The organism is Clostridium sp. LXY-7 (assembly GCF_056172015.1).
Window position 1 is genome coordinate 242,506 of record NZ_JBLLJL010000004.1, and the last position, 26,040, is coordinate 268,545.

The following is a 26,040-nucleotide window of genomic DNA, read 5'->3' on the forward strand; positions in this document are numbered from 1 at the left end:
AATGAAGATTTTTAAAAGACACAGCATATCTAGTGTTATTATAGGCATAACTATACTTTTAGGGATAATAGGGCCAATGCTTGTTAAATATGATCCTAAGGATTTTTCTTCAGATATACTATTATTACCTAGTTTAAAACATCTTCTAGGCACTGATCAAATGGGACGAGACATTTTTTCAAATTTAATATATGGAACAAGAGGAACTTTAATAATTGCATTAACTTCCTCCACTATATCCACACTTATAGGGGTATTCAATGCACTTATAGCTGCCTACTATGGGGGATTTATAGAAAGAGTAGTAGATAGTATAACAGATGTATTTATATTAATACCTGAAATATTAGTGATATTAACTTTTGCAATTTATTCAAAGCCATCTGACATAAATGTAATTATAGCTATCTCGTTATTTTCTTGGAGTAAGGCAGTAAGAATCATTAAAGAAAGAATAAAAGTAGCACTTACTAGTGACACAGTGGTATATACAATGTTACTTAAAGGCAATTTACTAGATATATTAAAAAAGTTGTGGAGCTATATTTATCCAGCGGTTATATCAATATATGTACTACAGTTTAGTAAATCTATAACATATGAAGCCTCCTTATCATTTTTAGGCATTGGAGATGCCACGTCTATAACCTGGGGAAAGTTAATAAAGGATGCATTATCCTATGAGGGAATTTTTTATGGAGGTTATTACTTATGGTATTTACTTCCTACAATTATATGTGTAGTTGCATTAGTGGTTAGTGTGAGCAACCTATCTTTTGATAATTAGAAAGAAGGTGAAAAATGTTATTAGAACTTAAAGATTATAAGGTTAGTTATAATAAAATAGACTATTTTAAATATCCATCAATTACTATAAAAGAGGGCAGCTCTTTAGCTATATTAGGTAAAAGTGGATGTGGCAAGAGCACTCTTTTAAATTCATTGTTTTATCCATTTTTTCAAGGTGATATAAGTTATAATAAAGCAGAATTTATGGGGAAAGATTTGTTTAAAATAGATAAGTATAATTTAAGTGAAATAACTTATATGCCACAATTTTCACAAAATGGGTTTAATCCTTTTCTGTCTATTGAGAAGCAGATTAAGTTAATAAGTAAAGAAAAAAACTTTAATATAAAATCTATGGAAAAAGATTTAAATAAGCTATCCTTATCAATAGACATATTAGAAAAGTATCCTTATGAACTTAGTGGAGGAATGAAGCAACGATTAGCTTTATTCTTAGCGATGATAAATAATCCAAAGTTATTGATTATGGACGAGCCATCTTCTGCAATAGACGCTTTAACTTTATTTAAAATTATTAAGTATATTGAAGAGAAAAAACATCAAGGGACATCAATACTTTTAGTAACTCATGATAGGAATTTTGCAAAAGCTATTAGCGACAGAGTAATAGTATTATAGGAGAAAATATGAGTAGTATTCTAAAGATAAGAAAATTGAAAAAGACATTTCACAAGGATAATATTGAAAATGAAGTTTTAAAGGGAATTGATATGGAAATTAAAGAAGGTAGTATATCAGGGATTATTGGAGAAAGTGGATGTGGAAAAAGTACTATAGGTAAAATTATAAGTGGTATTTTCTCCAAAGATTCAGGAGATATAATATTCCAAGATAAAGAACTAGTACCTTTAAGAAAAAGAAATTTTAAAATTTGTGCAGATATTCAATATATATTTCAAGACCCATATGCTGCATTACTTAATAATATCACTGTTGAGGAAACCTTAAAGGAAAGTATAAAATTTTGCAAGAGAAATAGAAGAGAGTGCAAATCCATAGAAGAGGTAATGGCTATGGTAAATTTAAATTTTTCTAATTATAAAGATAAGTATATAAAAGAATTAAGCGGTGGAGAAAGGCAACGTGTTTGCATTGCTAGAGCACTTATTACTAATCCTACATTTATAATTGCAGATGAATGTACATCAATGTTAGATAATAAAACCAGCGATGAAATATATAAAATAATAAAACAAGTTAATGAATATTTTAAAGTCACATTTTTTATAATAACCCATGAAAGCAAGGTTATAGAAAATATATGTGATTATTTATTTGTAATAAATGAAGGCAAAGTAGTAGATGAAGGAACTTATGAGGAATTGAAGACTAAGTGTAAAAGTGATTACACTAAGGAATACATAAAGGCTATAGAATATATAGAAGCAACTTTTAGTAAGGAGGAGTAATTATGGGAAAGTTATTGAGTATAGACTTATCTACTAAGGTAATTAAAGATATAAGTAATATTTTAGATGGGGATTTTCATTATGGGAGAGGACTTGCTCTCAGATTAATGGATAAATTTACATATAGTATTGTGTTAGTTCCAGGGCTTTTTAGTGGTACTCTTGCACCAAGTACAGGAAGACTATTAATGGGATATAAGGATGAGAATGAAATTAAATTTTCTAATCTAGCAGGTACTATATCCCAAAAGCTGGCTTCCTTAAATATTGATGGAATAGTAATCACAGGACAATACAGTGGAGGAAATTTTGCTCATATTAACATATCTAATAAAGGTATAACCATAAATGAAATAGTAAGTGAAGAAGACAACACTGTTACAAAAACCATTGAACAAATAAGAAATAATTTTGGAGAGGATTCAGGAATTATAGGAATAGGAAAAGCTGGAGAGTCAATGCACCCAATTTCAACAATATTTAGCACATATCCAAATAAGACACCATACTATTATTGTGCAAGAAGGGGATTGGGTAGTGAGCTTGGAGAAAAAAAACTTAAAGCTATCTCTGTTACAAATAGTAAGCATTTTGAAGCTGAGGTATATGATAGAGAGAGTATGAGTGAAGAAAGTAAACATTTATCCAAAATTATTATAGACAACCCTATATGTGGAGGGGCATTGCCAGCCTTTGGTTCCATAACATTAATAAAATTAATGAGGCAAGGAGCTATTGAAAGTATAATAAAAGAACTAGATAAGAAAAGAAATGAATCTAATAAACAAAGTAGCGGGATTGTACTTGATATAAATAGGACATGCTCTCCACTATGTGTAGTTGGATGTTTAAATAGGCATGCAAATAAAGAGGGAGAGTTCTTTTTATCGCCTGCAGAAAGTGAGGTTCATGCAGCATTAATACATAGTTTTAATATAGATGATATGATATTAGCTTCAAAATTAAATTATGAAGCCTTCGAACTAGGCATAGATTCTGTAGAATTAGTATTTAGTATAGCATTAATATTTAAGGCTATGGATATGGAACCTACAAGGGAAAATATATTAAATTCAGTAGAAGAAATAAGAAATAATACCTTATTTGGAAGAGTTTTAGGCTGTAAGACTAGTGGAATATATAAAGTGTTTAAAAATAGAATAGACTTATGTAATATGGTGACTAGACCTTCCGTTACAGAAGAAAAACAATTTAGTGTGGAGATACCTAATATGATAGAGTCATGTATAGATATGGATCATATGGATTATTTATATGCATATATGATAGCAATTGAGAATTTAGGATTCTGTCTATTTACTATTTTTGGACTTTTAGACAACAAAAATTCTTTAGAAATATTAAAGAATTTATTTAAATATAAGACAGGAAAAGTTGTTGAAGAAAAAGATTTAATAGATTATGGGATGGAATGTATTGATTTAGAATTAGCTATGGGAAGTAAAAGAAACCAAGATAAAAATATACCTGAGTTTGTTAAGGTACTTTATAGATATTATTCTTGTAAATAATAATTACAGCCTATATAAAAAAAGCTGTCTTAAAATATGATTTGATAAAATATCAAACCACATTTTAAGACAGCTTTTTTATAAAATTATATCTAAAAGTTCTTTTTCTATTAGATCATTATATTTTCCAGATCTATAATCTCCAATAAGAACTTTTCTTTCATCATTAGATATAATAGGTCTTTTTTCAGCTATAACCTTAGGAACTTCTACATAAGCACCTTTAGGATTCATATCTTTATCAAAGGTAATGATTGTAGGAATAGAAGTAGAAGCCACAGCTGACTCTAAAAAGTCCTCATATCCGGTTTTAGGTAAAAAATAAACTTTTAGATTTTCATTATTTTCGGACATTTTTTGAATAAATGGTATAGTTACTATACAGTCAGGACAAAATCCTTCTGTAAATACGACAGCATGAACAGGATCACTTATAGTTTTAATTTTTTTTTCGGTATTTTCTGAAAGTCTAGTGTTAACGTAGGCTTTATCTTGTATATCACCGTATTTTAAATGCTGCTTTTCTAAATATTGATTAAAGGTTAATGCTTTTGATAAATCCAACATTGATAGTACCCCCTAATATGTTGTTATAATATTACACTTTTATTATAACAATTTTTAACATAAGTACAACTAATAAATAAAGTGCAAAGCACTTTATTTAGATAATTGCGACCGAAAGGCGCAGTGAAACGCTCACTTTGTTCGCTAGAGAAGTGCAGCGAGCTGCAGAGAATTGTTCGCTTTGCTCACTAGTAAAGGCTCACCCTAAGTTGTTCTTCACTGGTGAAGCCACCCCTCTGCGCCAAAGGCGCACTTCTCTGCAACCCTAGGTTGCAATTCACTGGCGAAGCCAATTCTCTGTGCCTTTGGCACAATTCTCTGCAACTGTAAGTTGCAATTCTCTGCGCCTTGGGCGCAATTCACTAAATAAGTTGAGATAAAATCATTTTTTGGGTAAAATATAGTTATAAGATTAAATTTATTAATAGATGCTTTTAATAAGTATTTTAGAAAGTAGGGATGAAAGTGGTAAAAGTTGTTGAGAGGTTTTTAAGTTATGTTTCACATGATACTCAAGCAAGTACATCTACAAATACAACACCTAGTACACCAGGTCAAATGACATTAGCTAAAAATATAGGTGAAGAATTGAAATCTATAGGGTTACAAGATGTTAGTGTAGATGACAATGGATATGTAATGGCTACATTACCATCTAATATAGATAAGAAAGTTCCTACCATTGGATTTATATCTCACCTTGATACAGCACCAGACTATTCAGGGAAAGATGTAAAGCCACAATTTGTTGAGAACTATGATGGAGAAGACATAAGATTAAATGAAAATACTATCCTTTCTCCAAGAGAGTTTCCAGAGTTGTTAGAATATAAAGGAAAAACTTTGATAACTACAGATGGAAAAACTCTACTAGGTGCAGATGATAAGGCTGGAGTTTCAGAAATAATTACTGCTATGGAATATTTAATAAACAATCCTGAAATTAAGCATGGAACTATTAAAATTGGATTTACTCCTGATGAAGAGATTGGTGCAGGTGCAGATAAATTTGATGTAGAAAAGTTCAATGCAGATTTTGCTTATACAGTAGATGGTGGTGGAATTGGAGAATTAGAATATGAAAACTTCAATGCTGCAGGAGCTACTGTAATCATACATGGAAGAAATGTTCATCCAGGCACTGCTAAAAATAAAATGGTCAATACTCAATATATAGCTATGGAATTAAATAGTTTGTTGCCAGTAAATGAAAGACCAGAATATACAGAGGGTTATGAGGGATTTTTCATGCTTTCAAATATGACAGGTACTGTAGAGACAACAGAAATGAGCTATATAATTAGAGATTTCTTTAATGAAAGCTTTGAAAAAAAGAAAAAATTATTAAAAGATATAGTTAGTATGTTGAACAATAAGTATGGCCAGGGAACTATAGAATTAAAGTTAAAAGATCAATATTACAATATGAAAGAAAAAGTGGAGCCACAGATCCATATTGTGAACACTGCAATGGAAGCTATGGATGCATTAAATATTACGCCTGTAGTTGTACCTATTAGGGGTGGTACTGATGGAGCAAGATTATCATTCATGGGATTGCCAACTCCCAATCTATTTACAGGTGGGCATAATTTTCATGGTAAGTTTGAATTTATACCTATAGAATCTATGGAGAAAGCTGTAGAAACAATAGTAAAAATAATAATTCTTTACGCTAAAAAATAAAATAGAATACATAAAAACCTACTACATTATGCACACTATAAAAAAATAGTTTAGGAGGTTTTTTTATGAATAAAAAAGATTCAAATCCAATATATCCACCAGATAAGCATAAATATTTTTCGGATTTTAGAAGTGCAAGTATGATGGTAGATAGTCCATGGGAAGAAATTGATGAAGCTAATGAAAGAGCACATTTAACTCATGATTATGACATGGAAGCAGGAGAAGACATGTATTTTGAGGATATAAATGACTATGGAAATATTGAAGTTGATGATGTCATTGAAGATTTAGATTTTAATCACTTCGGATATTTAACTGAGGACGAGAAGAAACATTAATATTTTGTTAATTGGAAGACTACTGAATTTAAAAGGGTTTAGTAGTCTTTTTTATAGTACATACATAAAAAGGCCTTATAAGTTAAAAAAAACGTAACATCTTAGTCACTTAACTGACACATTGGTGACGATAATATAAAGTATAGAATAGTTAATTAAAAGCAATAAATTGAGGTATATTAAAAAAATAACTAATAAGTATTTTATTTCATATGCCTAACATAAAAATAAATGGGAGGAATAGAGTTATGGATAACAATAATAATTATTATGAGAATAATGAAAACAACGAGAATGTTAATGTTAATGTACCGCAGGATATAAATTCAACTTTTAGCTATGACAACATTCAGTATAATGGTGAGCAGGGAGAAAGCTTTGAAGGGGATAAAGGTCCTAAAAAGAAAAAAGGAAAGAAAGTAGCGGGATATATAGCATTAGTGGTTGCATGTTCTATATTTGGAGGAGCTGTAGGGGCGGCAACTACTTATACAATCATTAAAGAAACTACACCAGTTACGCAAAATAAATCTAATAATAATAGTAATAATCAATCATTGGGGTCTCCAAGTACAATTTCATCAATGGATATACCAAGCGTAGTAGAAAAGGTTTCACCAGCAGTGGTTGGAGTGTCAACTAAATCAATTGCTACTAATATGTTTGGCTTTAATATGGGTGAGCAGGAAGGAATAGGTTCAGGTTTCATTTTCTCAGAGGATGGATATGTACTAACAAATTATCATGTTATAGAAAATGCTACTCAAGTGAAGGTTATCTTCAATAATGGTAAGGAAGTTAATGCTAAAGTAATAAACTACCAGCCAGAATCAGATTTAGCTGTAGTAAAAATTACAGATAAGGTAGAAATGCCAGGAATAGCTGAAATTGGAGATTCTGATGAGCTTAGAGTTGGAGAGCAAGTTATAGCTATAGGAAATCCATTGGGTAAGGAGTATTTAGGATCAGTTACTAATGGGATAATTAGTGCAGTAAATAGAGATGTAGACTTATCAGGTAATGGTCAAAAATTAAATTTAATACAAACAAATGCAGCTATAAATCCTGGGAATAGTGGAGGACCTCTTATAAATGCTAGTGGTCAAGTAATAGGAATAAACACTGCTAAAATAGGCGGTGAAGGTGTTGAAGGTATTGGATTTGCAATTCCAATTAATGATGCACAAAGTAAGCTAGATGTATTAGTTAAAGAAAAGATAGTTCTAGGAATCAGAGTTCAGGATATAACAAAAGAGATATCAGAAAAAGAAAAATTACCTATAGGAGTATATATAAGAAGTGTAGATAACTTTAGTATAGCCCAAAAGGGTGGATTACAACCTGGGGATGTTATTGTAAAATTTGCAGGACAAAAGGTTGAAACTGTAGACGAATTAAATAAAATTAAGGATAAGCATAATACTGGCGACACAATAGAAGTAGAATTTTCAAGACAAGGGCAAAATATGAAGGCTAGCTTAAAAATAGAATAATATTTATATCCATAAAAGAACTAAGTACATTAAATTTTATAATGTGCTTAGTTCTTTATTTTAGGCTATATTTTGATGGAAACCGACAATATATTTAGTGAAGTGCGGCTTCCAGTTTCCATTATCTAAAAAATTGCTACTTACTCTCTTTTATAAGACCCTTTCTATAGGCTACTAATAAATGCTGTAAATCATGAATTTGTTTTGCTAGTTCATCACCTTTATCTGTATCTCTTATCCTAAGTCTCTTAGCAGTTAGTTCTACAATAAGGGTCGTAGAAATAATATCCATACCTTCTTCAATTGCTTTTTGAGTAGATTCAAAGGGTTCATGCTGAATTAATTGAAGACCATAAGAATTATATATTAAGGTATATCCAGCAATACCAGTTTCTGGTTGGTACGCTTTTGAGAATCCGCCATCAATAACCAACAGCTTTCCATTGGCTTTTATAGGATTTTCACCCTTTAGTGTTTTAACAGGAACATGACCATTTATAATGTGAGAATTACTTGGCTCTAATCCAAACTCTCTTAGTATTTTATCACAGATTTCCTCAGTATCCATCAAAGTATAATAATGACCCTTAATTTCCTTATGACTTAATTTATCGTCAATAAAATATCTTTCAAAGGTAGCCATTTTATCTTTATCAAATAGAGGAGAATCAGCACCACACCATAAATACCACATAAAATCTATAGCATAATTCTTTTCACGAGTGTTTCTTTTGTTAAAGTAAGCTTCTCTAGTAATTCTATCAATTTTATCTAATAAGGATTTGCCACTATATTGTTCTCCTTCTATAGTAACTTTTCTAAAATCTCCATTCTCATCCATAGGAATTGAGGCATGATATAGGAGATTTGAATTACGTTTTAAGTAGAGACTTCCTTTAGAGTAAAGACACCGTATATGTCTCTCTAATTTTTCGCTATTTATAAATGAAGAAGTTAATCTCTTTACTAAATCTCTTTCTTCATCAGTTAATTTATATGGATTTTTAGGATCTATGGTAGGGAAATGAGAATCATTTAAAGTATATTCAGTACCATTTATGTTTATAGTTCCTTTTTCATAATCAATTTTATCTAATAACTGTCTATGATTTAACTTAAATTCAGGGTGATTTTTTACTAACTCTCCTTCTAATTTAAATTGAATTATAGAGATTGCTTTATGCATTTGCCCCATAAGTTTTAATTGTTTTTCTTTATAAGGATTATCTTTACTTACCTTAGACTTAAAAGATTTACATGGATCATCCTTATATATATCCATAGCAAAAGTAGCTAAGGGTAAGAGATTAATTCCATATCCATCTTCTAAAGTTTCAAGATTTGCATACCTAGTACAAATTCTGATTACATTGGCAATACAGCTTTGATTTCCAGCAGCAGCGCCCATCCACAGTATATCGTGATTTCCCCATTGGATATCAAAGGAATGATAGCCACATAGAATGTCCATAATATCATGGGCCCCGGGTCCTCTATCATAAATGTCTCCTACAATGTGAAGAGTATCTATTGTAAGCCTTTGAATAACGTTACATATAGCAATAATAAACTCTTTAGCTCTTCCAATGGTAATAATAGTACTTATAATACCATTAAAATAATCATGTTTATTAGGTCTAACCTGAGATTCATGCAAAAGTTCCTCTATAATGTATGAGAAATCAGGGGGAAGAGATTTCCTTACTTTAGACCTAGTATATTTAGAAGAGACATTTCTACATACTTGAATTAATTGATGCAAAGTAATCTTATACCAATCATCTATATCCTTCTCATTAGATAGAGCTATTTCTAGTTTTTGCTCAGGATAATATATAAGTGTACATAAGTCTTTTTTTTCAGATTCCCTCAAGGTATTTCCAAAAATATCATTAACCTTTCGTTTAATAACTCCTGAAGCGTTTTTAAGCACATGCTGAAATGCCTCATATTCTCCATGAATGTCAGTTAGAAAGTGTTCTGTTCCTTTTGGAAGATTTAATATAGCCTCTAAATTTATAATTTCAGTAGAAGCTGCTGATATAGTAGGAAAGGTATGAGATAAGAGTTCCAAATATCTTAAATCTTTTTCTATAAGGTCAACACTAATTTCACAAAATCTATCCATAACAATCTCCTTTTTAGCGTATATAAAAAGCTAATATTGATTATATATACTATGCTAATTAACATTAACACACCAATATTATACAATAAAACAAATTAATTAGCTAATATGCTAACAATATAATAAGCATAATTAATAAAAAATAGTTTAATGTATTTTAGTGCATAATAAAATATAAGTATATATGAAGTTAACATTCTATATACTAATTAAATTATTCGAGGGAGTGAGTTATGTGAATGAAATGTTAAACATGAAGAGATGGGCATTATTAGGTGCAACTCAAGATAGAGATAAATATGGTTATAAAATCTTTAAGAGTCTAGAGGAGAATGGGTATACTGTATATGGAGTAAATCCTAAATATAATAGTGTTGATGGTATTAAAATATATAATTCTTTAGCTGATCTACCGGCTACTCTAGAGGCTATAGATATGGTGGTAAACCCTCAGATATCTTTAAACTCATTAGAGAAAATAAAGGAGAAAGGAATTAAAAATATATGGTTTCAATCAGGATCTTTTGATGAACGTGTCATAGAAAAAGCAAGAGAGATGGGATTTAATATAGAATATCATAAATGTTTGTATGCGGAACTTAAGGAATCTCCAAAAAAATAGAATTAAATCATTTAGGATGATAAAATATATGTGTATAAGGAGGGAATTTTATGAGTAAAGTTTTACATGAAATATTAGATAATGTTTCCCAGGGTATTATAGTAATTAATACTGAGGGAATAATTACAACTTATAATAAAAAAGCTAAAGAAATCTTTGGGATATTTGAACCTTCCGAAATTACACATGCTAGTGGAGCCCTTAAAGATGGAGATTATGTTCTAATTGCAGATAATAAGGTTGGTGCAGATGATGGGGGATTGACTCATGAGGATTTAAATAAGATAGGAATTTATGATAATCAAATTAAAGAAGGAGATTCTATTTTAGCTTTTGGTATATACATGCATAATAATAGTAAAGCATTTTCAATGCATAAGATTATTAAAGATAGTAGTCAAAGGGGAATTGTACACTTAGATGGAAGTTATAAGGATGTAAAATATAAACTATCTATAGATTATTCTAAAAAATTTCTGAATATTACTGTTAATGAAGTGAGTTATGCTATGGAATATAGATATGCTGTAGGTCATATGGTAATAATGAGAAATAAAGAATTGATTTTTTATCAAAGTAAAGGATATACAGCTAGAAATGAAAATTTAAAATATATATTACAACAAAAGCCTTTTAATGAGAAAGGAGCTAATGCAAAAGTATTAAATCCACTTGGTAAGTTCATTTTTAATGTTCATGAAAAGAATAGTGAGATGAATAAGTTTTACTTATGCGCTACAGATAAAGATCATGTTATAGTAAATGAGTTTATGAATATTAATGGTATAGCAACGTTATCTTCTATTATTCCATTATATACTGATAAGAATAAAATAGGAGCTATTTTAAGAGTTGAAGATATAACAGAACTCAAGGAGGTAATAGAAGAGAGAAATATATTACTAGAGAATCTGAAAAAAACAGAAGAATTGTTAGAGGATGAGAATATAATAAAGAGTTTTAAAAACTTTGAAGGAGTAAGTATTCACATAAATAATATAAAAAAAATTGCCTATAAATCTTCTAAAACTGATTCTACGGTATTAATTTTAGGTGAAAGCGGAATAGGGAAAAGTACCCTTGCAAAAGAAATTCATATATTAAGTCAAAGGAGGAATAATAGATTTTTACATATAAATTGTGCTTCTCTTCCAGAAAATTTATTAGAGAGTGAGCTATTTGGGTATGAAGGAGGAGCATTCACAAACTCAAGGAAGTCTGGTAAAATCGGACTTCTTGAGTTAGCTAATAAGGGTACTGTATTTTTAGACGAAATAGCAGAAATGTCTTTAAAAACTCAAGCAAAGCTTCTTAATTTTCTCCAAAATAAAAATTTTTATAGGATTGGTGGAATAGAAGAAATTGAGGTAGATACTAGAATTATATGTGCTACTAATAAAAATCTAGAGGAGGCAATCCAAGGAGGAAGCTTCAGGGAAGATTTATATTATAGAATAAATATTATACCTATATATATTGAACCACTTAGAAATAGAATTGAGGATATTCCTATACTAGTTGAGAAGCTATTACCTAAAATATCAACAAGACTAAAAAGAGAAGATGTAATAATTACTAGTGAAGCTATGAATAAACTGATGAAATATTCTTGGACAGGCAATGTAAGAGAATTAGAAAATATTCTTGAGAGAGCAATAAGTCTTAGCGACTCAAATATAATATATTCAAAAAATATAAAATTCACTAATAAAGAGGAATATGATGAAGAGGCTAATAGTAGCTTAAGATATAACCTTGAACAAGCTGAAAGAGATATAATAATAAGATCATTAAAGACTAATAATGGAAATATTAAGAATGTTATGAGAGATTTAGAAATAGGAAAAACTAGTTTCTATGATAAAATAAAGAAATACAATTTAAATATAAACGAATATAAGTAATTCCGCATTTCAGGACAATGGTTCGAAATAATGGAAAGATAAAAATTATCTTGGTTGTTAATGCTTTAGTAATTTTTCTGTATAAAATAAATATGAAGTTCAAAAAAGCGAACTCAACAGTATTTAGACTTATTATATTTTAGGCATAATGAATGGAATAATGAGGATTTTAAAAGCAAAAACTCTGACAATAAGTTGGCAGGGTTTTTGCTTTATTTTTATATAGATATATATAGGAATAAAATATAATTTAGTACTTATAAATTTTATAAGAATAAATATGTCAGCTGTATAATCAAAATTATAAGGGGGAATTAATGTGATAAAGCCCAAAGCACTACAAAAGGGAGATACTATAGGTATATGTGGGACTTCGGGACCTACTGATAAAGAAAATATTGAAAGAGGAATTAAAGCTTTAGAAAACTTCGGATATAAGGTAAAGCTTTCAAGTGGCTGTTATGATAAGTACGGATATTTAGCTGGAGATGATAAAACTAGAGCAAATGGCTTTAATGAAATGTTTAAAGATAAAGGCGTAGATGCCATTATGTGTCTAAGAGGTGGTTATGGAGCTCCAAGAATACTAGATATGCTGGATTATGAAGTAGTAAAGAAAAATCCTAAGATATTTATTGGATACAGTGATATTACAGGTATACATGTGGTACTCAATAAAGTATGTGAGCTTGTGACTTTTCATGGTCCTATGGCTACTACTGAAATAGGCAAGGGAATGGATGATTTTACAACTGATTCATTACTTAAGGCATTAACCTGCGATGAACCCATAGGATTAATATCTAATCCAGATGGATATGAAATTAAAACCTTAGTTGAAGGAGAAGCAGGGGGGGAAATTGTGGGCGGAAATTTATCTTTAATTGCTGGATGTATTGGAACTCCTTATGAAATAGATACTAAAGATAAATTATTAGTATTAGAAGATGTTGATGAAGAACCTTACAGAATTGATAGAATGTTAACTCAATTAGCTCTTTCAGGTAAATTCAAAGATGCCAATGGCATAATATTAGGAGATTTTAATAATTGCGATAGGGATGATGAGGATAGCCTTTCTCTACTACAAGTTATAAAGGATATTATAATTCCTTTTAATAAACCAACTATATATAATTTGCAAGTAGGACATTGTAAATCTAAGATAACACTTCCTCTAGGAGTAAAAGCCAAGTTAAACAGCTGTACAAAGAAATTGGTAATAGTTGAAAGCGCATTACAAAGATAAGAAGGTTGAGATGGTAAAGCATGAGAGAAGATTTATGAGGGAATAGATTATTTATTAAATTAAAGGAGCAAGATAAAGATGATCAAGAATGAGATTATAAATGGAGAGTTATTTTTTTATGGCTGCAAAGTGGAAGAGTTAGCAAAAAAACATGGTACACCACTGTATGTTATATCAGAGGATTCAATTAGAGATAAATGTAGTGAAGTAAAAGAATCTTTTATAAATAAATATCCTAATACAATGGCTTTTTATGCATCAAAGGCATTTTTAACCTTAGAGATGTGTAAAATAATAAAAGATGAAGGTCTGGGATTAGATGTAGTTTCAGGGGGAGAGCTTTATGTAGCACTTATGGCAGGTGTGGATCCAATGAATATAATGTTTCATGGAAATAATAAAACACAATCAGAGCTCTTAATGGCAATAAATTCAGGGGTTGGCAGAGTAGTAGTAGATAGTATAGATGAATTAATATTTTTAAATGAATTGGCAAGTGATTGTAATAAAATAGTAGATATATTATTTAGAATAACTCCTAATATAAATTGTAACACTCATAAATATATATCAACAGGCCAGAAAGATTCTAAGTTTGGCATACCCTTGAATGAGAAAATTATTAAGGAAGCAGTGGAAAGGGCAACAAATTCACCATTCATAAAATTTAGAGGTATACATTTTCATGTAGGTTCTCAACTCTTTGATAAGAGTAGCCATATACAAGCAGTGGAAAATGCAGCACTACTAGTTAGAAATCTAAAAGAGGAATTAGGAGTTCAGGTTGAAGAACTAAATGTAGGTGGTGGATTTGGAATTAAATATATTGAAAGTGATGAGACTAAGCCATTGAGTTATTTTATTGATGCTATAATGGATACCATTAAAATTAGATTTACTGAATATGGCTTGATAATACCAAGAGTATTTATAGAACCAGGTAGATGGATGGTAGGAGAGGCGGGAATAACTCTATACACAGTAGGAACTATAAAAGAAATTCCAGAAGTTAGAACTTACGTATCTGTAGACGGTGGCCTACCAGACAACCCAAGACCAGCTTTATATACAGCTAAGTATGATGCCTATATTCCTTCGAAAATGAATGAAGAAAGAGATAAAGTTGTTACTATTGCGGGAAGATGTTGTGAATCTGGAGATATATTAATATGGGATCTAATGGTTCCAAGCTCCATTCAAAGAGGAGATATTTTAACTGTAATGAGTACAGGAGCATATAACTATTCAATGGCAAGTAATTATAATAAAATACCAAAACCAGCTGTTGTTATGATTAAAGATGGAAAAGATAGAGTTATAGTTAGAAGAGAAAATTATGAGGATTTAATAGCAATGGATGTAATCTAAATAAAATGTGAAGCATTTTATTTAGATAAGGGCAAACGTAGGTATAGGTAAATACTCACTGCGTTCGTGGTAAGACGTCACTTTGTGACAGGTAAGGAGCAACCAAAGGTTGCAGGAAAGGTGGAAAATCAGCAAAGATGATTTTATATTTTAAAGCGACAAAGTCGCAATATAACTGCTTTTGCCTATGAAAAGCTACCTTCACCTGTGAGCGAAGCGAACGCCTTACCTGTGCCAAAGGCACTCCTTACCTGCAACCTACGGTTGCCTTTATTTAAGGGTAGACAATAATTATTATTACCATATAATATATAGTAGTTGATATAAAAAGGGTATTATATCAAACAAAAAGATATTAAGGAGGAAAAAAGATGACGGAAATTTTTAATGCTATTAATAGCTTTTTTGAGTTTATAGTACCTATAGCTGATTTCTTATGGGAATTTCCTACTAATTTTCAGTGGTATTCTAATATACCGATTTTAGGAGAATTTTCATTAGCAATTTTATTATTAGTTGGTACTGGAATTTATTTTACTTTTAGGATGTCTTTTGTCCAGTGCAGTAAGTTTAAAAAGGGTATAAGCATATTAGCGCAAAGAAAGAGTTCAGAAATAGGAGTTAGTCCATTAGCTTCATTTTTGCTTAGTTCAGCTATGAGAATAGGACCAGGGAATATAGTTGGGGTTACTGGAGCTATAAGTGTAGGGGGGCCAGGAACACTATTTTGGATGTGGTTATCTGCATTTTTGGGAATGGCTACAGCTTTTGTAGAGGCAGTACTTGCACAAATTTTCAAAGAGAAGAAAGGTAATGAGTTCGTTGGAGGATTACCTTTTTATGGAGAAAAGATTTTAGGAAATAAGCGTTGGGCTGGAATAATACTTTCAGTAATATTTATAGTTTATGCATTGTTTTGTATTCCAAGCCAAACATTTAATATAATAACAAGTTTAGCATCAATAGCTGAAACTATAAGTGGCACAGTTAGTGACAGACAGTCTGTATTATATTATTCACTGGCTATATTATTAATTATAGCTGTAGCAGCTACGGTATTCGGAGGAATAAAAAGAGTTACTAAAGTAACAGATAGATTAGTGCCCATAATGGCATTAGTTTATATTGGGATTACTATAATAGTAATTGTATTTAATTTAGATAAGGTGCCGTATTTCTTTAAAGCTGTATTTCAAGGTGCTTTTAAACCAGAGTCCATATTTGGTGGAGCATTTGGGGTATCATTAGCACAAGGTATTAAAAGAGGCTTAATGTCCAATGAAGCTGGACAAGGTACCATAACCATGGCAGCAGCAGTTGCTGACAACAACCATCCAATAGAACAAGGATTAGTCCAAGCTATAGGGGTGTTTCTTGATACTATGATTATTTGCACTATGACAGGTTTTGTTGTAGTAATGGCTAGCATTTGGAACGGAGATGCAGGGGTAGCATGGGAAACAGTTAAGAGTGCTAAATTAACAGTGTATTTGACCTCGCTTCAATATTTAATACCAGGAACAGCTTTTGACTCTATGGTGACAATAATAATATCAATATGTTATGCGTTATTTGCATTTACAACCTTAATTGGGATGATATTGTTTGCTGAGATATCAGGTAACTTTATATCTAAAGGAAAAAAATTTATTATGTTCTTAAGAAGTGTAGGAGCCTTATTATTTGTACCTTTTGGTTGTTTAACTGTACTTGCAGGGTTGGAACTAGGTAATCTATGGTATATATCTGATTTTGTTAACATAATGGTGGTTTATGCCAATATACCTATATTACTAATGGGTTGTAAAATAGTATTTAAGGCATTAGACCATTATAATGCTACCAATGGTGGAGAGTTTCATTCATTAGATATAGGAATTGAAACTGATTATTGGAAATAAGTATAGTTAATTTAATTTTATATTTGGCTTTGTTTTAACATAGTGTTGATAATGAACTATATATTATTACTCGCAAACCGTTTCGAAAGCTTGATTTACTAAGGCTCTATTCGAGTAAAAAGCTAAAATACAACAACTCGATTCTCTCGAACAAGTTGTATTTCTTAACGCTTTTCACTTTCATAGAGTCTAAGTAAATCTAATCTTCCTGCAAATGGTTTGCTTCGCAATAATATATAGTTCTAAAATCAACAATCGTTTAAAACAAAGCCTTGTATTTAAGCCTATTTGTATAATGTAGAAACTTAATTACAATTTATATATTGTAAAAATATGCCTAATTACATATAATATTATTAAGTGTAATGTTATTAAATGTATTTAATTAAAATGGAGGAATTTAACTGTGGAGTTTCTAGATATTAAAAAAGGATATAATCCCATGAGTAGTAGCAGTATGTTTAAAACTGCAATTTTAATCAAAAGGGATTACTATATACTTTTTTAAGTAGATTTTGCAGGTGTTAAAATTATAAATTGCAAAATGTAGTAATTCCAAGCTTTATAATCTTTAGATTATACAGCTTTTTATTTTGTGAATTATTTCATATACCTAATATTAAGGAGAGATTTACTATGTTATGCAAAAATAAAAATTATAAAACCAGCTTAGAGAAAAATATAAGAGTAGACTATTTATATAGATTTTTAACATCATTGGATTTGTCTTCGGCTATATGGGTACTTTATTTATCTCATAAAGGAATGTCATTAGTTCAAATAGGAATTATTGAAGCTATTTTTCATATAACTAGCCTTATATGTGAGGTACCAACCGGAGCTATAGCAGATTTATTGGGTAGGAAGAGAACTATAGTTATAGGACGTTTAATGTCAGCTGTATCTTCAATTATTATGCTGTTTTCAACTTCTTTTTTAGGATTTACTATTGGATTTATAATATCAGCGTTATCATACAATTTAAATTCTGGATCTGAAGAAGCTCTAGTTTATGATAGTTTAAAGTTAATGAACAAAGAAGAACAATATATAAAGATAAATGGAACACTTAACTTTATAATTGAAATTGCTCAAGGAATAGCAGTATTCATTGGAGGGGTATTGTCTGATAAATCCTTTGCGCTATGTTATATAATAGCTTCAACTATTAGTATCTGTGTACTTGGAATTTCATTTATGTTTAAGGAACCTACTGTTAGAGAGAAAAAAGAAATATCAGTAAATTTCATACAACATTTTAAAGATTGCTTTGAAATCATTAGAAGTAATAGGGATTTAGTATTATTTATGGTTTATTTTGAAATAGTATTTATGACAGGTACTTCATCCTATTTTTATTCTCAACAATTTTTTAGTTTAATGGGGCTTAGTCGAACTAATATAGCCACATTATTTGTAGTATCTAGCATATTTTGTGCCCTAGGGTCTAAAATTTCCTATAGACTACATAAACTATTTAAGAAACGAATTATTTATATAATTCCTATAATTATGGGAATTGGGTTAATACTTCTAAGCATAAAAATCAAGATGTTAGCTATAATAGGATTCATAATTATCCAATGTTTTAATGCAATGCTGTATCCTATAAGTTCTGATTATATAAATAAACTAATTCCATCACCTCAAAGGGCTACATTAATATCAATACAAAGCATGTGCTTTAGTATATTTATGATTATTACATTTCCTATCATGGGATTCATTGGGGAAGTTTTATCGTTAAATTTATGCTTTGTTATACTGGGAGTAAGTTTAATTACCTTTATTCTATTTTTACATTTACGTTTGAGAATCCAACATTAGAGAAGAGCTCTTTTAAAAAAGATGTAGTATCTATAGTTACTTCATCTAAAAACTCTTCGTTATACAATTTTTCCTCAGTTTTTGATTTCTCCATAGTTATTTCTTTTAGCATATCATCTATTGATAGCTTGTTAAAAAGTGAAGTTTTTTCATCATAAATAAATATTTCATCTTCATTTACGGTATGTGATAGGATTACACAGTGAGGAATACTTATGGTTAATACATTATCAGTTATAGTAAAAGATGCTTTACTTAAATCTACTCCAGCTGTAACATACCCATTATACTTAATTACAAAGGATTTTTCTGTAAAAGGTATAGTAATATTTTTTAGAGTTAAAGAATCTTTTATAGATATAACATTCGAATATTTATATTTAGTAGTGGCTAATTGAGAGATGGAAATAAGTTTTTCAGAGACTAATTCATTTTTCTTTTTAAGATTGTTTTTTACTGTTAGCGAATTGAAAAAAATAACACAAATAAGTATTATTGTAGATGCAAAAATAATTTTAAAATAGAATAAGGAGCGCTTATTGATTTTCATAAACCTATCACCTCTTTACAATAAGGATTTATTTAATGTTTATGATAAATAATATAAAATATTATTACTATAAAGAAAAAAAAGAAGTCATTTTGTAATGACTTCTAAAACAATTTTTTGAAACACCTTCTACAGATTACACTTTTGCCACCATTACAAGACATTTTATCCATTTTATTCACAGGTTTTGAACAGATGTAACAAATTTCCTCTGTCTTAATAGGTGCTTCTTCAATATTTTTTGGAACTATAGCTTTACAGATAGAAGAATTTTTTTTATTACTTGGAGGCTCATAATTTATGGGTGTTTTATTAATAGATAAAGGTATTATGTTGTAATCAATAGAATAGGAGCTTTCTCCAAATAGTTCTAGTTCAAATCTAGGATTTTCTTTATCATAAAATTCTTCAATTATTAATCTTCTAACTTGAGCATCATTTATTATAAGACCACTTTTCTCAATACCATCAAATATACTCTTAGTTATATTGTTAGTATCAGGATGTCTCTTTTCGCTTTTATAATAAACCTTTAAGATTGCAATTAAGGATTCACTAAGAGTTACACCAGGATTTTGAATTCTAGACTCATAAGCTATTTCTTCTTCATATAAGGCATATCTATCATGATATTTGCCTGAATTATAAGGCAGAATGGCTCTATTACTGCTATTGAAAAGCTTAAAGTTAGATTTTGAAATGGGAGAGCCTTTTACAATAACCTTTGCATAATTAATTTTAGTCATTTAAATACCTCACTTTTTTAGTGAATTGCTCACGTTGTTCGCAGTGAATTGTGCCAAAGGCACAGAGAATTAGCTTCGCCAGAGAACTGCAACCTGCGGTTGCAGTGGAGTGCGCCTTTAGCACAGAGGGGTGACTTCGTCCGGGAAAAGCTTTTCCTAAGCACAGGCATCTCTACCGAACGCAGTGAGTAACTCTCTGCGAACAATTCACTGCAGCTTGCTGCAATTCACTAGCGACCGAAGGAAGCGATTCACTGCGGACTAGGGCGCAATTCAATAAATAAATTGCGTAGCAATTTATTTATTATTTGATATAAATTATAACATAAAGTATAATTTATCTATGAAATTTGTAAATAATAATTAATGATAAATTATTTAAGATTGTTAGAAGATAATTATTAATAATTAAGTTTTAGCATTTTTATTGAAAAATTAAGTGGGTGAAAATATGAAAGATAATTTTAAAATTTTAGCAATAGAATCAAGTTGTGATGAAACAGCAGCGGCAGTGGTAGTAGATGGTAGGGAAGTTTTGTCTAATGTGATTTCATCTCAAATTAATATACATGAAAAATTTGGAGGAGTAGTTCCAGAAGTGGCGTCTAGAAAGCATATAGAAGCTATTAGTGCAGTGGTGGAAGAAGCTCTAATAGAAGCTAACCTAACCTTTGAAGATATAGATGCAGTAGGTGTCACCTATGGACCAGGATTAGTTGGTGCTCTTCTTGTAGGACTTCAGTATGCCAAGGCTCTTGCTTATGGATTAAATATACCTATTATAGGTGTAAATCATATAGAAGGACATATAAGTGCTAATTTCATTCAGTACAAGGAGTTAGAACCACCATTTGTTACTCTAGTGGTATCAGGTGGGCATACATTTATTGTTCATATGAAGGATTATGGAAGCTTTGAGGTTATGGGTGAGACTAGAGATGATGCAGCAGGCGAGGCTTATGATAAAGTCGCTAGAGCTATTGGACTTGGATATCCTGGAGGACCTAAGATTGACAAGATATCAAAAGAGGGAAATGAAAATGCTATTAAATTTCCAAGAGCTAATTTTCATGAAGAAAGTTTGGATTTTTCTTTTAGTGGAGTTAAGTCTGCAGTACTTAATTACTTAAACTCTCTTCAAATGAAAGGTGATGTTTATAATCAAGCAGATGTTGCTGCCTCTTTTCAGAAGGCTGTGGTAGATGTTTTAGTAGATAATGCAATGAAGGCATGTAAGCTTAGAAATGTAGATAAAATAGCTGTTGCAGGTGGAGTAGCCTCTAATTCATATTTGAGGGAAAAAATGATGAAGAGAGGAGAAAGTGAAGGAATTAAAGTGTTGTTTCCAGCGCCAGTATTATGTACAGATAATGCAGCGATGATTGGTAGCGCGGCATATTTTGAGTATTGTGCAGGAAGAACTTCTGATTTAACTCTTAATGCAGTTCCTAACCTAAAGTTGGGTCAGAGATAATTCATATCTAAAGAAAAGTAAATATAGATGGAGTTATAGGAATTACAGCAAGGTGTCATAAAGTGCCAATATTTTAATTAATATTAGGTACTTTTTAATTGTCATAAAAAAATATATATAGCGAATAGTTCATTGTTTTATCACTTTAATGGGATAATAAAAAGTGTCTAAAACGTTGTGTTAATTTTCTGAATATGTTAATTTTTTTATAGAGGGATTTTTATAGGGAAGAGAGGGTTTATAATGTGTCAAATAAAATGGATATCTAAAATTAAAGATATAGGTTTATTAGAGGCTAATAATAAGGAAAAAAGCTTTTTAAAATTTTTAGCTAATAGAATCTATAAAATATGTGAACTAGAATCTAAACTAACTGATAAGTACTTTGAAGAGAAAACTTTTGATGATCTTTTAAAAGAAAACCAAGAAATTTATACTAATATCATTGGCGATAATTATAAAACTAGTTATGGGAACCCTAATTATACAGTACAAGAATTTGGAGAAGAATCAGGAAAAATTATAACATACTTATATAAGCAATATACAGATGTGATAGATTTAGTATTTATTCATAGAGTAAAAAAAATAGATAGATTAAATGAATTGTTTATAGATATATGCAATTCAGTATGGAACAATGGATTTAATTCAAAAGATATACTAGAGAAGATTAAAAAATTTGAAAAAGAGTTTATACCTATAGACATGGAATATAAAGTGAATGATTTAATAGATGTAAACAGCTATTATAAAGGTATAGTAGAAACATGTACTGCAGATGATTTAAGATATTTGTTTAAATATGGGAAATATATTTCTGATAATGAAATAAATACAGCTAAGTTTTTGAGCAACTATTCAGAGGTAAACAAAATAGCATATACCATGGTGAAGGGATATATGGATAGCTTTAAAAGAGAAAAGAAAGATTATACAAAGAAAGATTCCGTTAAAGTTATATACTATGTAGGACAAGAAGCTATTGTTAAAGAAATTATTAAAGAATTCCACAAATATGGGTTAACTACAGTATTAACTCTTGTTAATTCTACGGAGCCTAATAAGCAATATACCTACGATCATAGATTCGATATCTCACTAATATTTGATAAGGAACTAGCTAAATACAGGGAGGAAAAGATGGAAGAAGCTTTTCAAAATAATAATGAGGCTGCTAGAAAATTTTCAGGAGGTGCATACTTTGAAACCTTTGGAGAAAAACCATTTACTCCTGAGAGTAAATCTTCCTGCTTAAAATTTACTGACGAGGGGGCTGCATTATATCAGAATCATTTAGGGAGACTTAGGGTTATCCAAGATAGATATGTTCCATCTAAAGAAAATACTTTTACAATAATAGCCTTCCCAAGTCCAGAAATTGGAGAGAAATTTGAAGTAATATTTGAAGAGACTATGAAGATAAATACCTTAGATTCTAATAAGTGGGAAAAAATCCAACAACATATAATAAATGCATTAGATAAGGGTGAATTTATACATGTTAAAGGACGAGGAACTAATAAAACAGACATAATGGTTAAAATGCATGACATAAAGAATCCTGAGAAGGAAACTAATTTTGAAAATTGTGTAGCAGAGGTGAATATACCAGTAGGAGAGGTGTTTACTTCACCAACTCTAAAAGGTACAAATGGATTACTTCATGTAGAAGAGGTTTATTTAGATAATTTAAAGTATTGTGATTTACAACTTTTATTTGAGGATGGATATATAAAAGAATACAATTGTTCAAACTTTGAAGGTGAAGAAGACAACAAAAAATATATAGAGGAAAACCTACTATTCCCCAATAAAACTTTACCATTGGGAGAGTTTGCTATAGGAACTAATACATTAGCTTATGTTATAGCTCAGAAGTATGGTATTGTAAATATACTTCCAATACTTATCGTAGAAAAAATGGGTCCACATTTTGCTATTGGAGATACTTGTTTCTCTTATGGAGAAGATGAAAAAACTTACAATCCACTAGATGGTAAAGAGATAGTAGCAAAGGATAATGAAAAATCTATTTTGAGAAAAGTAGATATAGAGAAAGCATACACCGGTTGCCATACAGATATTACAATTCCTTACGATAGCTTAGGGGTTATAAATGCTATAGAGAAAAATGGTGGTGTAATAGAAATAATTAAAGAGGGAAGATTTATTCTTAAAGGCACAGAAGAATTAAATGAACCTTTTAATAATTAATATTCATCTGAAAATCATCAATAATTAAATTTAAAATGGGAGGAATTTTAATGATAAATAATTTTGATATTGAGAATGCAATGATAGTTAAGTTAAATGATAAGATTCCAGAAATGCCTAAATTTGTTGAAGGTATTAGAAGAGCGCCGGATAGAGGCTTTACTTTAAATCAAGCACAAGCAGAGCTTGCTCTAAAAAATGCTCTGCGTTACATCCCAGAAAAATACCATGAGAAGTTAGCTCCAGAATTCATGGATGAGCTTTTAACCAGAGGAAGAATTTATGGATATAGATTTAGACCAGAAGGAAATTTAAGTGGTAAATCAATAAATGAATATACTGGAAATTGTTTAGAAGGTAAGGCATTTCAAGTTATGATAGATAATAATCTGGACTTTGATGTAGCACTTTATCCTTATGAACTTGTAACTTATGGTGAAACAGGTCAAGTGTGTCAAAACTGGATGCAATATAGATTAATAAGAAAGTATCTACAGGTAATGACTGATGAACAAACCTTAGTTATCCAAAGTGGACATCCATTGGGATTATTTAGAAGCTCCAAAACAGCGCCAAGGGTAATTACAACTAATGGACTAATGATAGGCATGTTTGATAATCCAAAAGATTTCCATCTAGCAACCCAATTAGGAGTGGCAAACTATGGGCAAATGACTGCGGGAGGCTGGATGTATATAGGACCACAGGGAATAGTTCATGGAACATTTAATACTATATTGAATGCAGGAAGATTAAAGCTTGGAATAGCTCAGGATGGAGATTTAAGAGGAAAAATATTTGTAACTTCTGGATTAGGGGGAATGAGTGGAGCTCAACCTAAGGCTATAGAAATAGCAAATGGAGTTGGAATTGTAGCGGAGGTTGATTACTCAAGAATTAAAACTAGATTAGATCAAGGCTGGGTTTCTGTAGCATCAGACAACCTAGATGAAATATTTAAAATAGTTGATGATAAAGTTAAAAAAGAAGAAACTGTATCCATTGCTTATCATGGAAATATAGTGGATTTACTACAATATATTCTAGATAACAATATACACATAGACTTATTATCAGATCAAACTTCTTGCCATGCACCTTATGAGGGAGGATATGCTCCAATGGGTATATCTTTCGAAGAAAGAACTAGACTTTTAAAAGAAGATAGAGAAACTTTTAATAAGTTAGTAGACAAAACTTTACTTAAACATTATGAAATTATAAAAAAATTAGTTGATAGAGGAGTTTATTTCTTTGATTATGGTAATTCCTTTATGAAGGCTGTATATGATGCAGGAGCTAAGGATATAGCAAAAAATGGAGTAGATGAAAAAGATGGATTCATATATCCTTCATATGTTGAAGATATTATGGGACCTATGCTGTTTGATTATGGGTATGGACCATTCAGATGGGTATGCCTAAGTCATGATCATGAAGACTTAATCAAAACAGACAAAGCTGCCATGGAGTGCATAAATCCAAATAGAAGAGGACAAGATAGAGATAATTACATTTGGATTAAAGATGCAGAGAAGAATAAATTAGTAGTTGGAACTGAAGCTAGAATTCTTTATCAAGATGCACAAGGAAGAATGGATATAGCTCTTAAATTTAATGATATGGTTAGAAATGGAGAAGTAGGGCCAATAATGCTTGGTAGAGATCATCATGATGTTAGTGGCACAGATTCACCTTTCAGAGAAACTTCTAATATTAAAGACGGAAGTAATATGATGGCTGAAATGGCTATACACTGTTTTGCAGGAAATGCTGCTAGGGGAATGAGTCTAATAGCTCTTCATAATGGCGGCGGAGTTGGTACAAGTAAATCTATAAATGGAGGTTTTGGTCTTGTACTTGATGGAAGCGAAAGAGTTGATGAAATAATTAAATCTTCTATGGCTTGGGATGTTATGAGTGGAGTTGCTAGAAGAGCTTGGGCAAGGAATCCTCACTCAATTGAGACTAGTATGGAATATAATGAAAAAAACAAAAAAACAGATCACATTACCTTACCATTTATAGCTGATGAAGATTTAGTAAGAAGTATAGTTAATAATACAATGAATAAATAATTTGTTTAGTAAGATGCGAAAAGTAAATAACTTTTCGCATCTTTAACTATTTTGTCACCAAAATTTAAAAAATTAGTGGTAAAGTATAGATATAAATAAAAATTTATACTATATACATTGTTAGAAAATGGTACTTAA

Annotated in this window: 20 protein-coding genes; 16 read left to right on the forward strand and 4 right to left on the reverse strand. The window is 30.4% G+C overall.

Annotated elements, in window-relative coordinates:
• Position 1 precedes the first annotated feature (1 nt).
• From ACI48Q_RS14380 to ACI48Q_RS14395, 4 genes are read left to right on the forward strand one after another with little or no spacing between them, the layout of a single operon-like run.
• Positions 2-787, forward strand: a complete 786-nt coding sequence (locus ACI48Q_RS14380) for an ABC transporter permease (protein ID WP_474919806.1) — start codon at positions 2-4, stop codon at positions 785-787.
• 14 nt (positions 788-801) lie between these two features.
• The gene (locus ACI48Q_RS14385) at positions 802-1,428 is read left to right on the forward strand and encodes an ATP-binding cassette domain-containing protein (protein ID WP_474919807.1); all 627 of its coding nucleotides are present in this window, start codon (positions 802-804) and stop codon (positions 1,426-1,428) included.
• An 8-nt stretch (positions 1,429-1,436) separates the two neighbouring features.
• Positions 1,437-2,219 carry an ABC transporter ATP-binding protein gene (locus tag ACI48Q_RS14390; RefSeq protein WP_474919808.1) on the forward strand — a complete coding sequence of 261 codons (783 nt, stop codon included), beginning with the start codon at positions 1,437-1,439 and terminating at the stop codon, positions 2,217-2,219.
• Between the two features lie 2 nt (positions 2,220-2,221).
• A complete protein-coding gene (locus ACI48Q_RS14395) occupies positions 2,222-3,751 on the forward strand; it encodes an aldehyde ferredoxin oxidoreductase N-terminal domain-containing protein (RefSeq protein WP_474919809.1) in 1,530 nt (509 codons plus the stop codon).
• A 78-nt stretch (positions 3,752-3,829) separates the two neighbouring features.
• Here ACI48Q_RS14395 and ACI48Q_RS14400 read toward each other — a convergent pair whose 3' ends face one another.
• Positions 3,830-4,318: a thioredoxin family protein gene (locus ACI48Q_RS14400; protein ID WP_474919810.1), complete on the reverse strand. Its 489-nt coding sequence runs from the start codon at positions 4,316-4,318 to the stop codon at positions 3,830-3,832.
• Positions 4,319-4,783: 465 nt separating this feature from the next.
• On the opposite strand from ACI48Q_RS14400, the gene pepT reads away from it, so the two are divergent.
• From pepT to ACI48Q_RS14415, 3 genes are all read left to right on the forward strand, one after another.
• Positions 4,784-6,004 (forward strand): peptidase T, encoded by a 1,221-nt coding sequence (gene pepT, locus ACI48Q_RS14405; RefSeq protein WP_474919811.1) that lies wholly within the window; start codon positions 4,784-4,786, stop codon positions 6,002-6,004.
• Positions 6,005-6,069: 65 nt separating this feature from the next.
• Complete coding sequence (locus ACI48Q_RS14410; protein ID WP_474919812.1) at positions 6,070-6,345, forward strand: hypothetical protein; 276 nt, start codon at positions 6,070-6,072, stop codon at positions 6,343-6,345.
• A 248-nt stretch (positions 6,346-6,593) separates the two neighbouring features.
• Positions 6,594-7,838, forward strand: coding sequence for a S1C family serine protease (locus ACI48Q_RS14415; protein ID WP_474919813.1), 1,245 nt, complete (start codon positions 6,594-6,596; stop codon positions 7,836-7,838).
• 136 nt (positions 7,839-7,974) lie between these two features.
• Here the strand turns inward: ACI48Q_RS14415 and ACI48Q_RS14420 are convergent, their stop codons facing one another.
• A complete protein-coding gene (locus ACI48Q_RS14420; RefSeq protein WP_474919814.1) occupies positions 7,975-9,966 on the reverse strand; it encodes a fructose-1,6-bisphosphatase in 1,992 nt (663 codons plus the stop codon).
• Positions 9,967-10,210: 244 nt separating this feature from the next.
• Between ACI48Q_RS14420 and ACI48Q_RS14425 the strand changes: the two genes are divergently transcribed.
• From ACI48Q_RS14425 to ACI48Q_RS14450, 6 genes are all read left to right on the forward strand, one after another.
• On the forward strand, positions 10,211-10,588 hold the full coding sequence (locus ACI48Q_RS14425) for a CoA-binding protein (protein WP_474920183.1): 378 nt from the start codon (positions 10,211-10,213) through the stop codon (positions 10,586-10,588).
• Between the two features lie 50 nt (positions 10,589-10,638).
• A complete protein-coding gene (locus ACI48Q_RS14430) occupies positions 10,639-12,492 on the forward strand; it encodes a sigma 54-interacting transcriptional regulator (RefSeq protein ID WP_474919815.1) in 1,854 nt (617 codons plus the stop codon).
• A 319-nt stretch (positions 12,493-12,811) separates the two neighbouring features.
• Complete coding sequence (locus ACI48Q_RS14435; protein WP_474919816.1) at positions 12,812-13,741, forward strand: S66 peptidase family protein; 930 nt, start codon at positions 12,812-12,814, stop codon at positions 13,739-13,741.
• 78 nt (positions 13,742-13,819) lie between these two features.
• On the forward strand, positions 13,820-15,109 hold the full coding sequence (gene lysA / locus ACI48Q_RS14440; protein WP_474919817.1) for a diaminopimelate decarboxylase: 1,290 nt from the start codon (positions 13,820-13,822) through the stop codon (positions 15,107-15,109).
• 371 nt (positions 15,110-15,480) lie between these two features.
• Positions 15,481-17,010, forward strand: a complete 1,530-nt coding sequence (locus ACI48Q_RS14445) for an alanine/glycine:cation symporter family protein (protein WP_474919818.1) — start codon at positions 15,481-15,483, stop codon at positions 17,008-17,010.
• A gap of 636 nt (positions 17,011-17,646) precedes the next feature.
• A complete protein-coding gene (locus ACI48Q_RS14450; RefSeq protein ID WP_474919819.1) occupies positions 17,647-18,837 on the forward strand; it encodes an MFS transporter in 1,191 nt (396 codons plus the stop codon).
• Here the strand turns inward: ACI48Q_RS14450 and ACI48Q_RS14455 are convergent.
• Entirely contained in the window at positions 18,797-19,387 is a 591-nt protein-coding gene (locus ACI48Q_RS14455; protein ID WP_474919820.1) for a DUF4230 domain-containing protein, read from the reverse strand. The two genes, ACI48Q_RS14450 and ACI48Q_RS14455, sit on opposite strands and share 41 nt — an antisense overlap.
• Positions 19,388-19,491: 104 nt before the next feature.
• The gene (locus tag ACI48Q_RS14460; protein WP_474919821.1) at positions 19,492-20,133 is read right to left on the reverse strand and encodes a RusA family crossover junction endodeoxyribonuclease; all 642 of its coding nucleotides are present in this window, start codon (positions 20,131-20,133) and stop codon (positions 19,492-19,494) included.
• A 451-nt stretch (positions 20,134-20,584) separates the two neighbouring features.
• Between ACI48Q_RS14460 and tsaD the strand changes: the two genes are divergently transcribed.
• From tsaD to ACI48Q_RS14475, 3 genes are all read left to right on the forward strand, one after another.
• A complete protein-coding gene (tsaD, locus tag ACI48Q_RS14465; protein ID WP_474919822.1) occupies positions 20,585-21,607 on the forward strand; it encodes a tRNA (adenosine(37)-N6)-threonylcarbamoyltransferase complex transferase subunit TsaD in 1,023 nt (340 codons plus the stop codon).
• 243 nt (positions 21,608-21,850) lie between these two features.
• Positions 21,851-23,824, forward strand: coding sequence for an aminopeptidase (locus tag ACI48Q_RS14470; RefSeq protein WP_474919823.1), 1,974 nt, complete (start codon positions 21,851-21,853; stop codon positions 23,822-23,824).
• Positions 23,825-23,874: 50 nt separating this feature from the next.
• Complete coding sequence (locus tag ACI48Q_RS14475; RefSeq protein ID WP_474919824.1) at positions 23,875-25,902, forward strand: urocanate hydratase; 2,028 nt, start codon at positions 23,875-23,877, stop codon at positions 25,900-25,902.
• The last annotated feature ends 138 nt before the right edge of the window (positions 25,903-26,040 follow it).

Excerpts from the sequence above, each read along its gene's own strand:
- ACI48Q_RS14380 (WP_474919806.1), top strand. The coding sequence starts at position 2 with ATGAAGATTTTTAAAAGACACAGCATATCTAGTGTTATTATAGGCATA.
- ACI48Q_RS14385 (WP_474919807.1), top strand. The coding sequence starts at position 802 with ATGTTATTAGAACTTAAAGATTATAAGGTTAGTTATAATAAAATAGAC.
- ACI48Q_RS14390 (WP_474919808.1), top strand. The coding sequence starts at position 1,437 with ATGAGTAGTATTCTAAAGATAAGAAAATTGAAAAAGACATTTCACAAG.
- ACI48Q_RS14395 (WP_474919809.1), top strand. The coding sequence starts at position 2,222 with ATGGGAAAGTTATTGAGTATAGACTTATCTACTAAGGTAATTAAAGAT.
- ACI48Q_RS14400 (WP_474919810.1), bottom strand. The coding sequence starts at position 4,318 with ATGTTGGATTTATCAAAAGCATTAACCTTTAATCAATATTTAGAAAAG.
- ACI48Q_RS14410 (WP_474919812.1), top strand. The coding sequence starts at position 6,070 with ATGAATAAAAAAGATTCAAATCCAATATATCCACCAGATAAGCATAAA.
- ACI48Q_RS14415 (WP_474919813.1), top strand. The coding sequence starts at position 6,594 with ATGGATAACAATAATAATTATTATGAGAATAATGAAAACAACGAGAAT.
- ACI48Q_RS14420 (WP_474919814.1), bottom strand. The coding sequence starts at position 9,966 with ATGGATAGATTTTGTGAAATTAGTGTTGACCTTATAGAAAAAGATTTA.
- ACI48Q_RS14425 (WP_474920183.1), top strand. The coding sequence starts at position 10,211 with ATGTTAAACATGAAGAGATGGGCATTATTAGGTGCAACTCAAGATAGA.
- ACI48Q_RS14430 (WP_474919815.1), top strand. The coding sequence starts at position 10,639 with ATGAGTAAAGTTTTACATGAAATATTAGATAATGTTTCCCAGGGTATT.
- lysA (WP_474919817.1), top strand. The coding sequence starts at position 13,820 with ATGATCAAGAATGAGATTATAAATGGAGAGTTATTTTTTTATGGCTGC.
- ACI48Q_RS14445 (WP_474919818.1), top strand. The coding sequence starts at position 15,481 with ATGACGGAAATTTTTAATGCTATTAATAGCTTTTTTGAGTTTATAGTA.
- ACI48Q_RS14450 (WP_474919819.1), top strand. The coding sequence starts at position 17,647 with ATGTTATGCAAAAATAAAAATTATAAAACCAGCTTAGAGAAAAATATA.
- ACI48Q_RS14455 (WP_474919820.1), bottom strand. The coding sequence starts at position 19,387 with ATGAAAATCAATAAGCGCTCCTTATTCTATTTTAAAATTATTTTTGCA.
- ACI48Q_RS14460 (WP_474919821.1), bottom strand. The coding sequence starts at position 20,133 with ATGACTAAAATTAATTATGCAAAGGTTATTGTAAAAGGCTCTCCCATT.
- tsaD (WP_474919822.1), top strand. The coding sequence starts at position 20,585 with ATGAAAGATAATTTTAAAATTTTAGCAATAGAATCAAGTTGTGATGAA.
- ACI48Q_RS14470 (WP_474919823.1), top strand. The coding sequence starts at position 21,851 with ATGTGTCAAATAAAATGGATATCTAAAATTAAAGATATAGGTTTATTA.
- ACI48Q_RS14475 (WP_474919824.1), top strand. The coding sequence starts at position 23,875 with ATGATAAATAATTTTGATATTGAGAATGCAATGATAGTTAAGTTAAAT.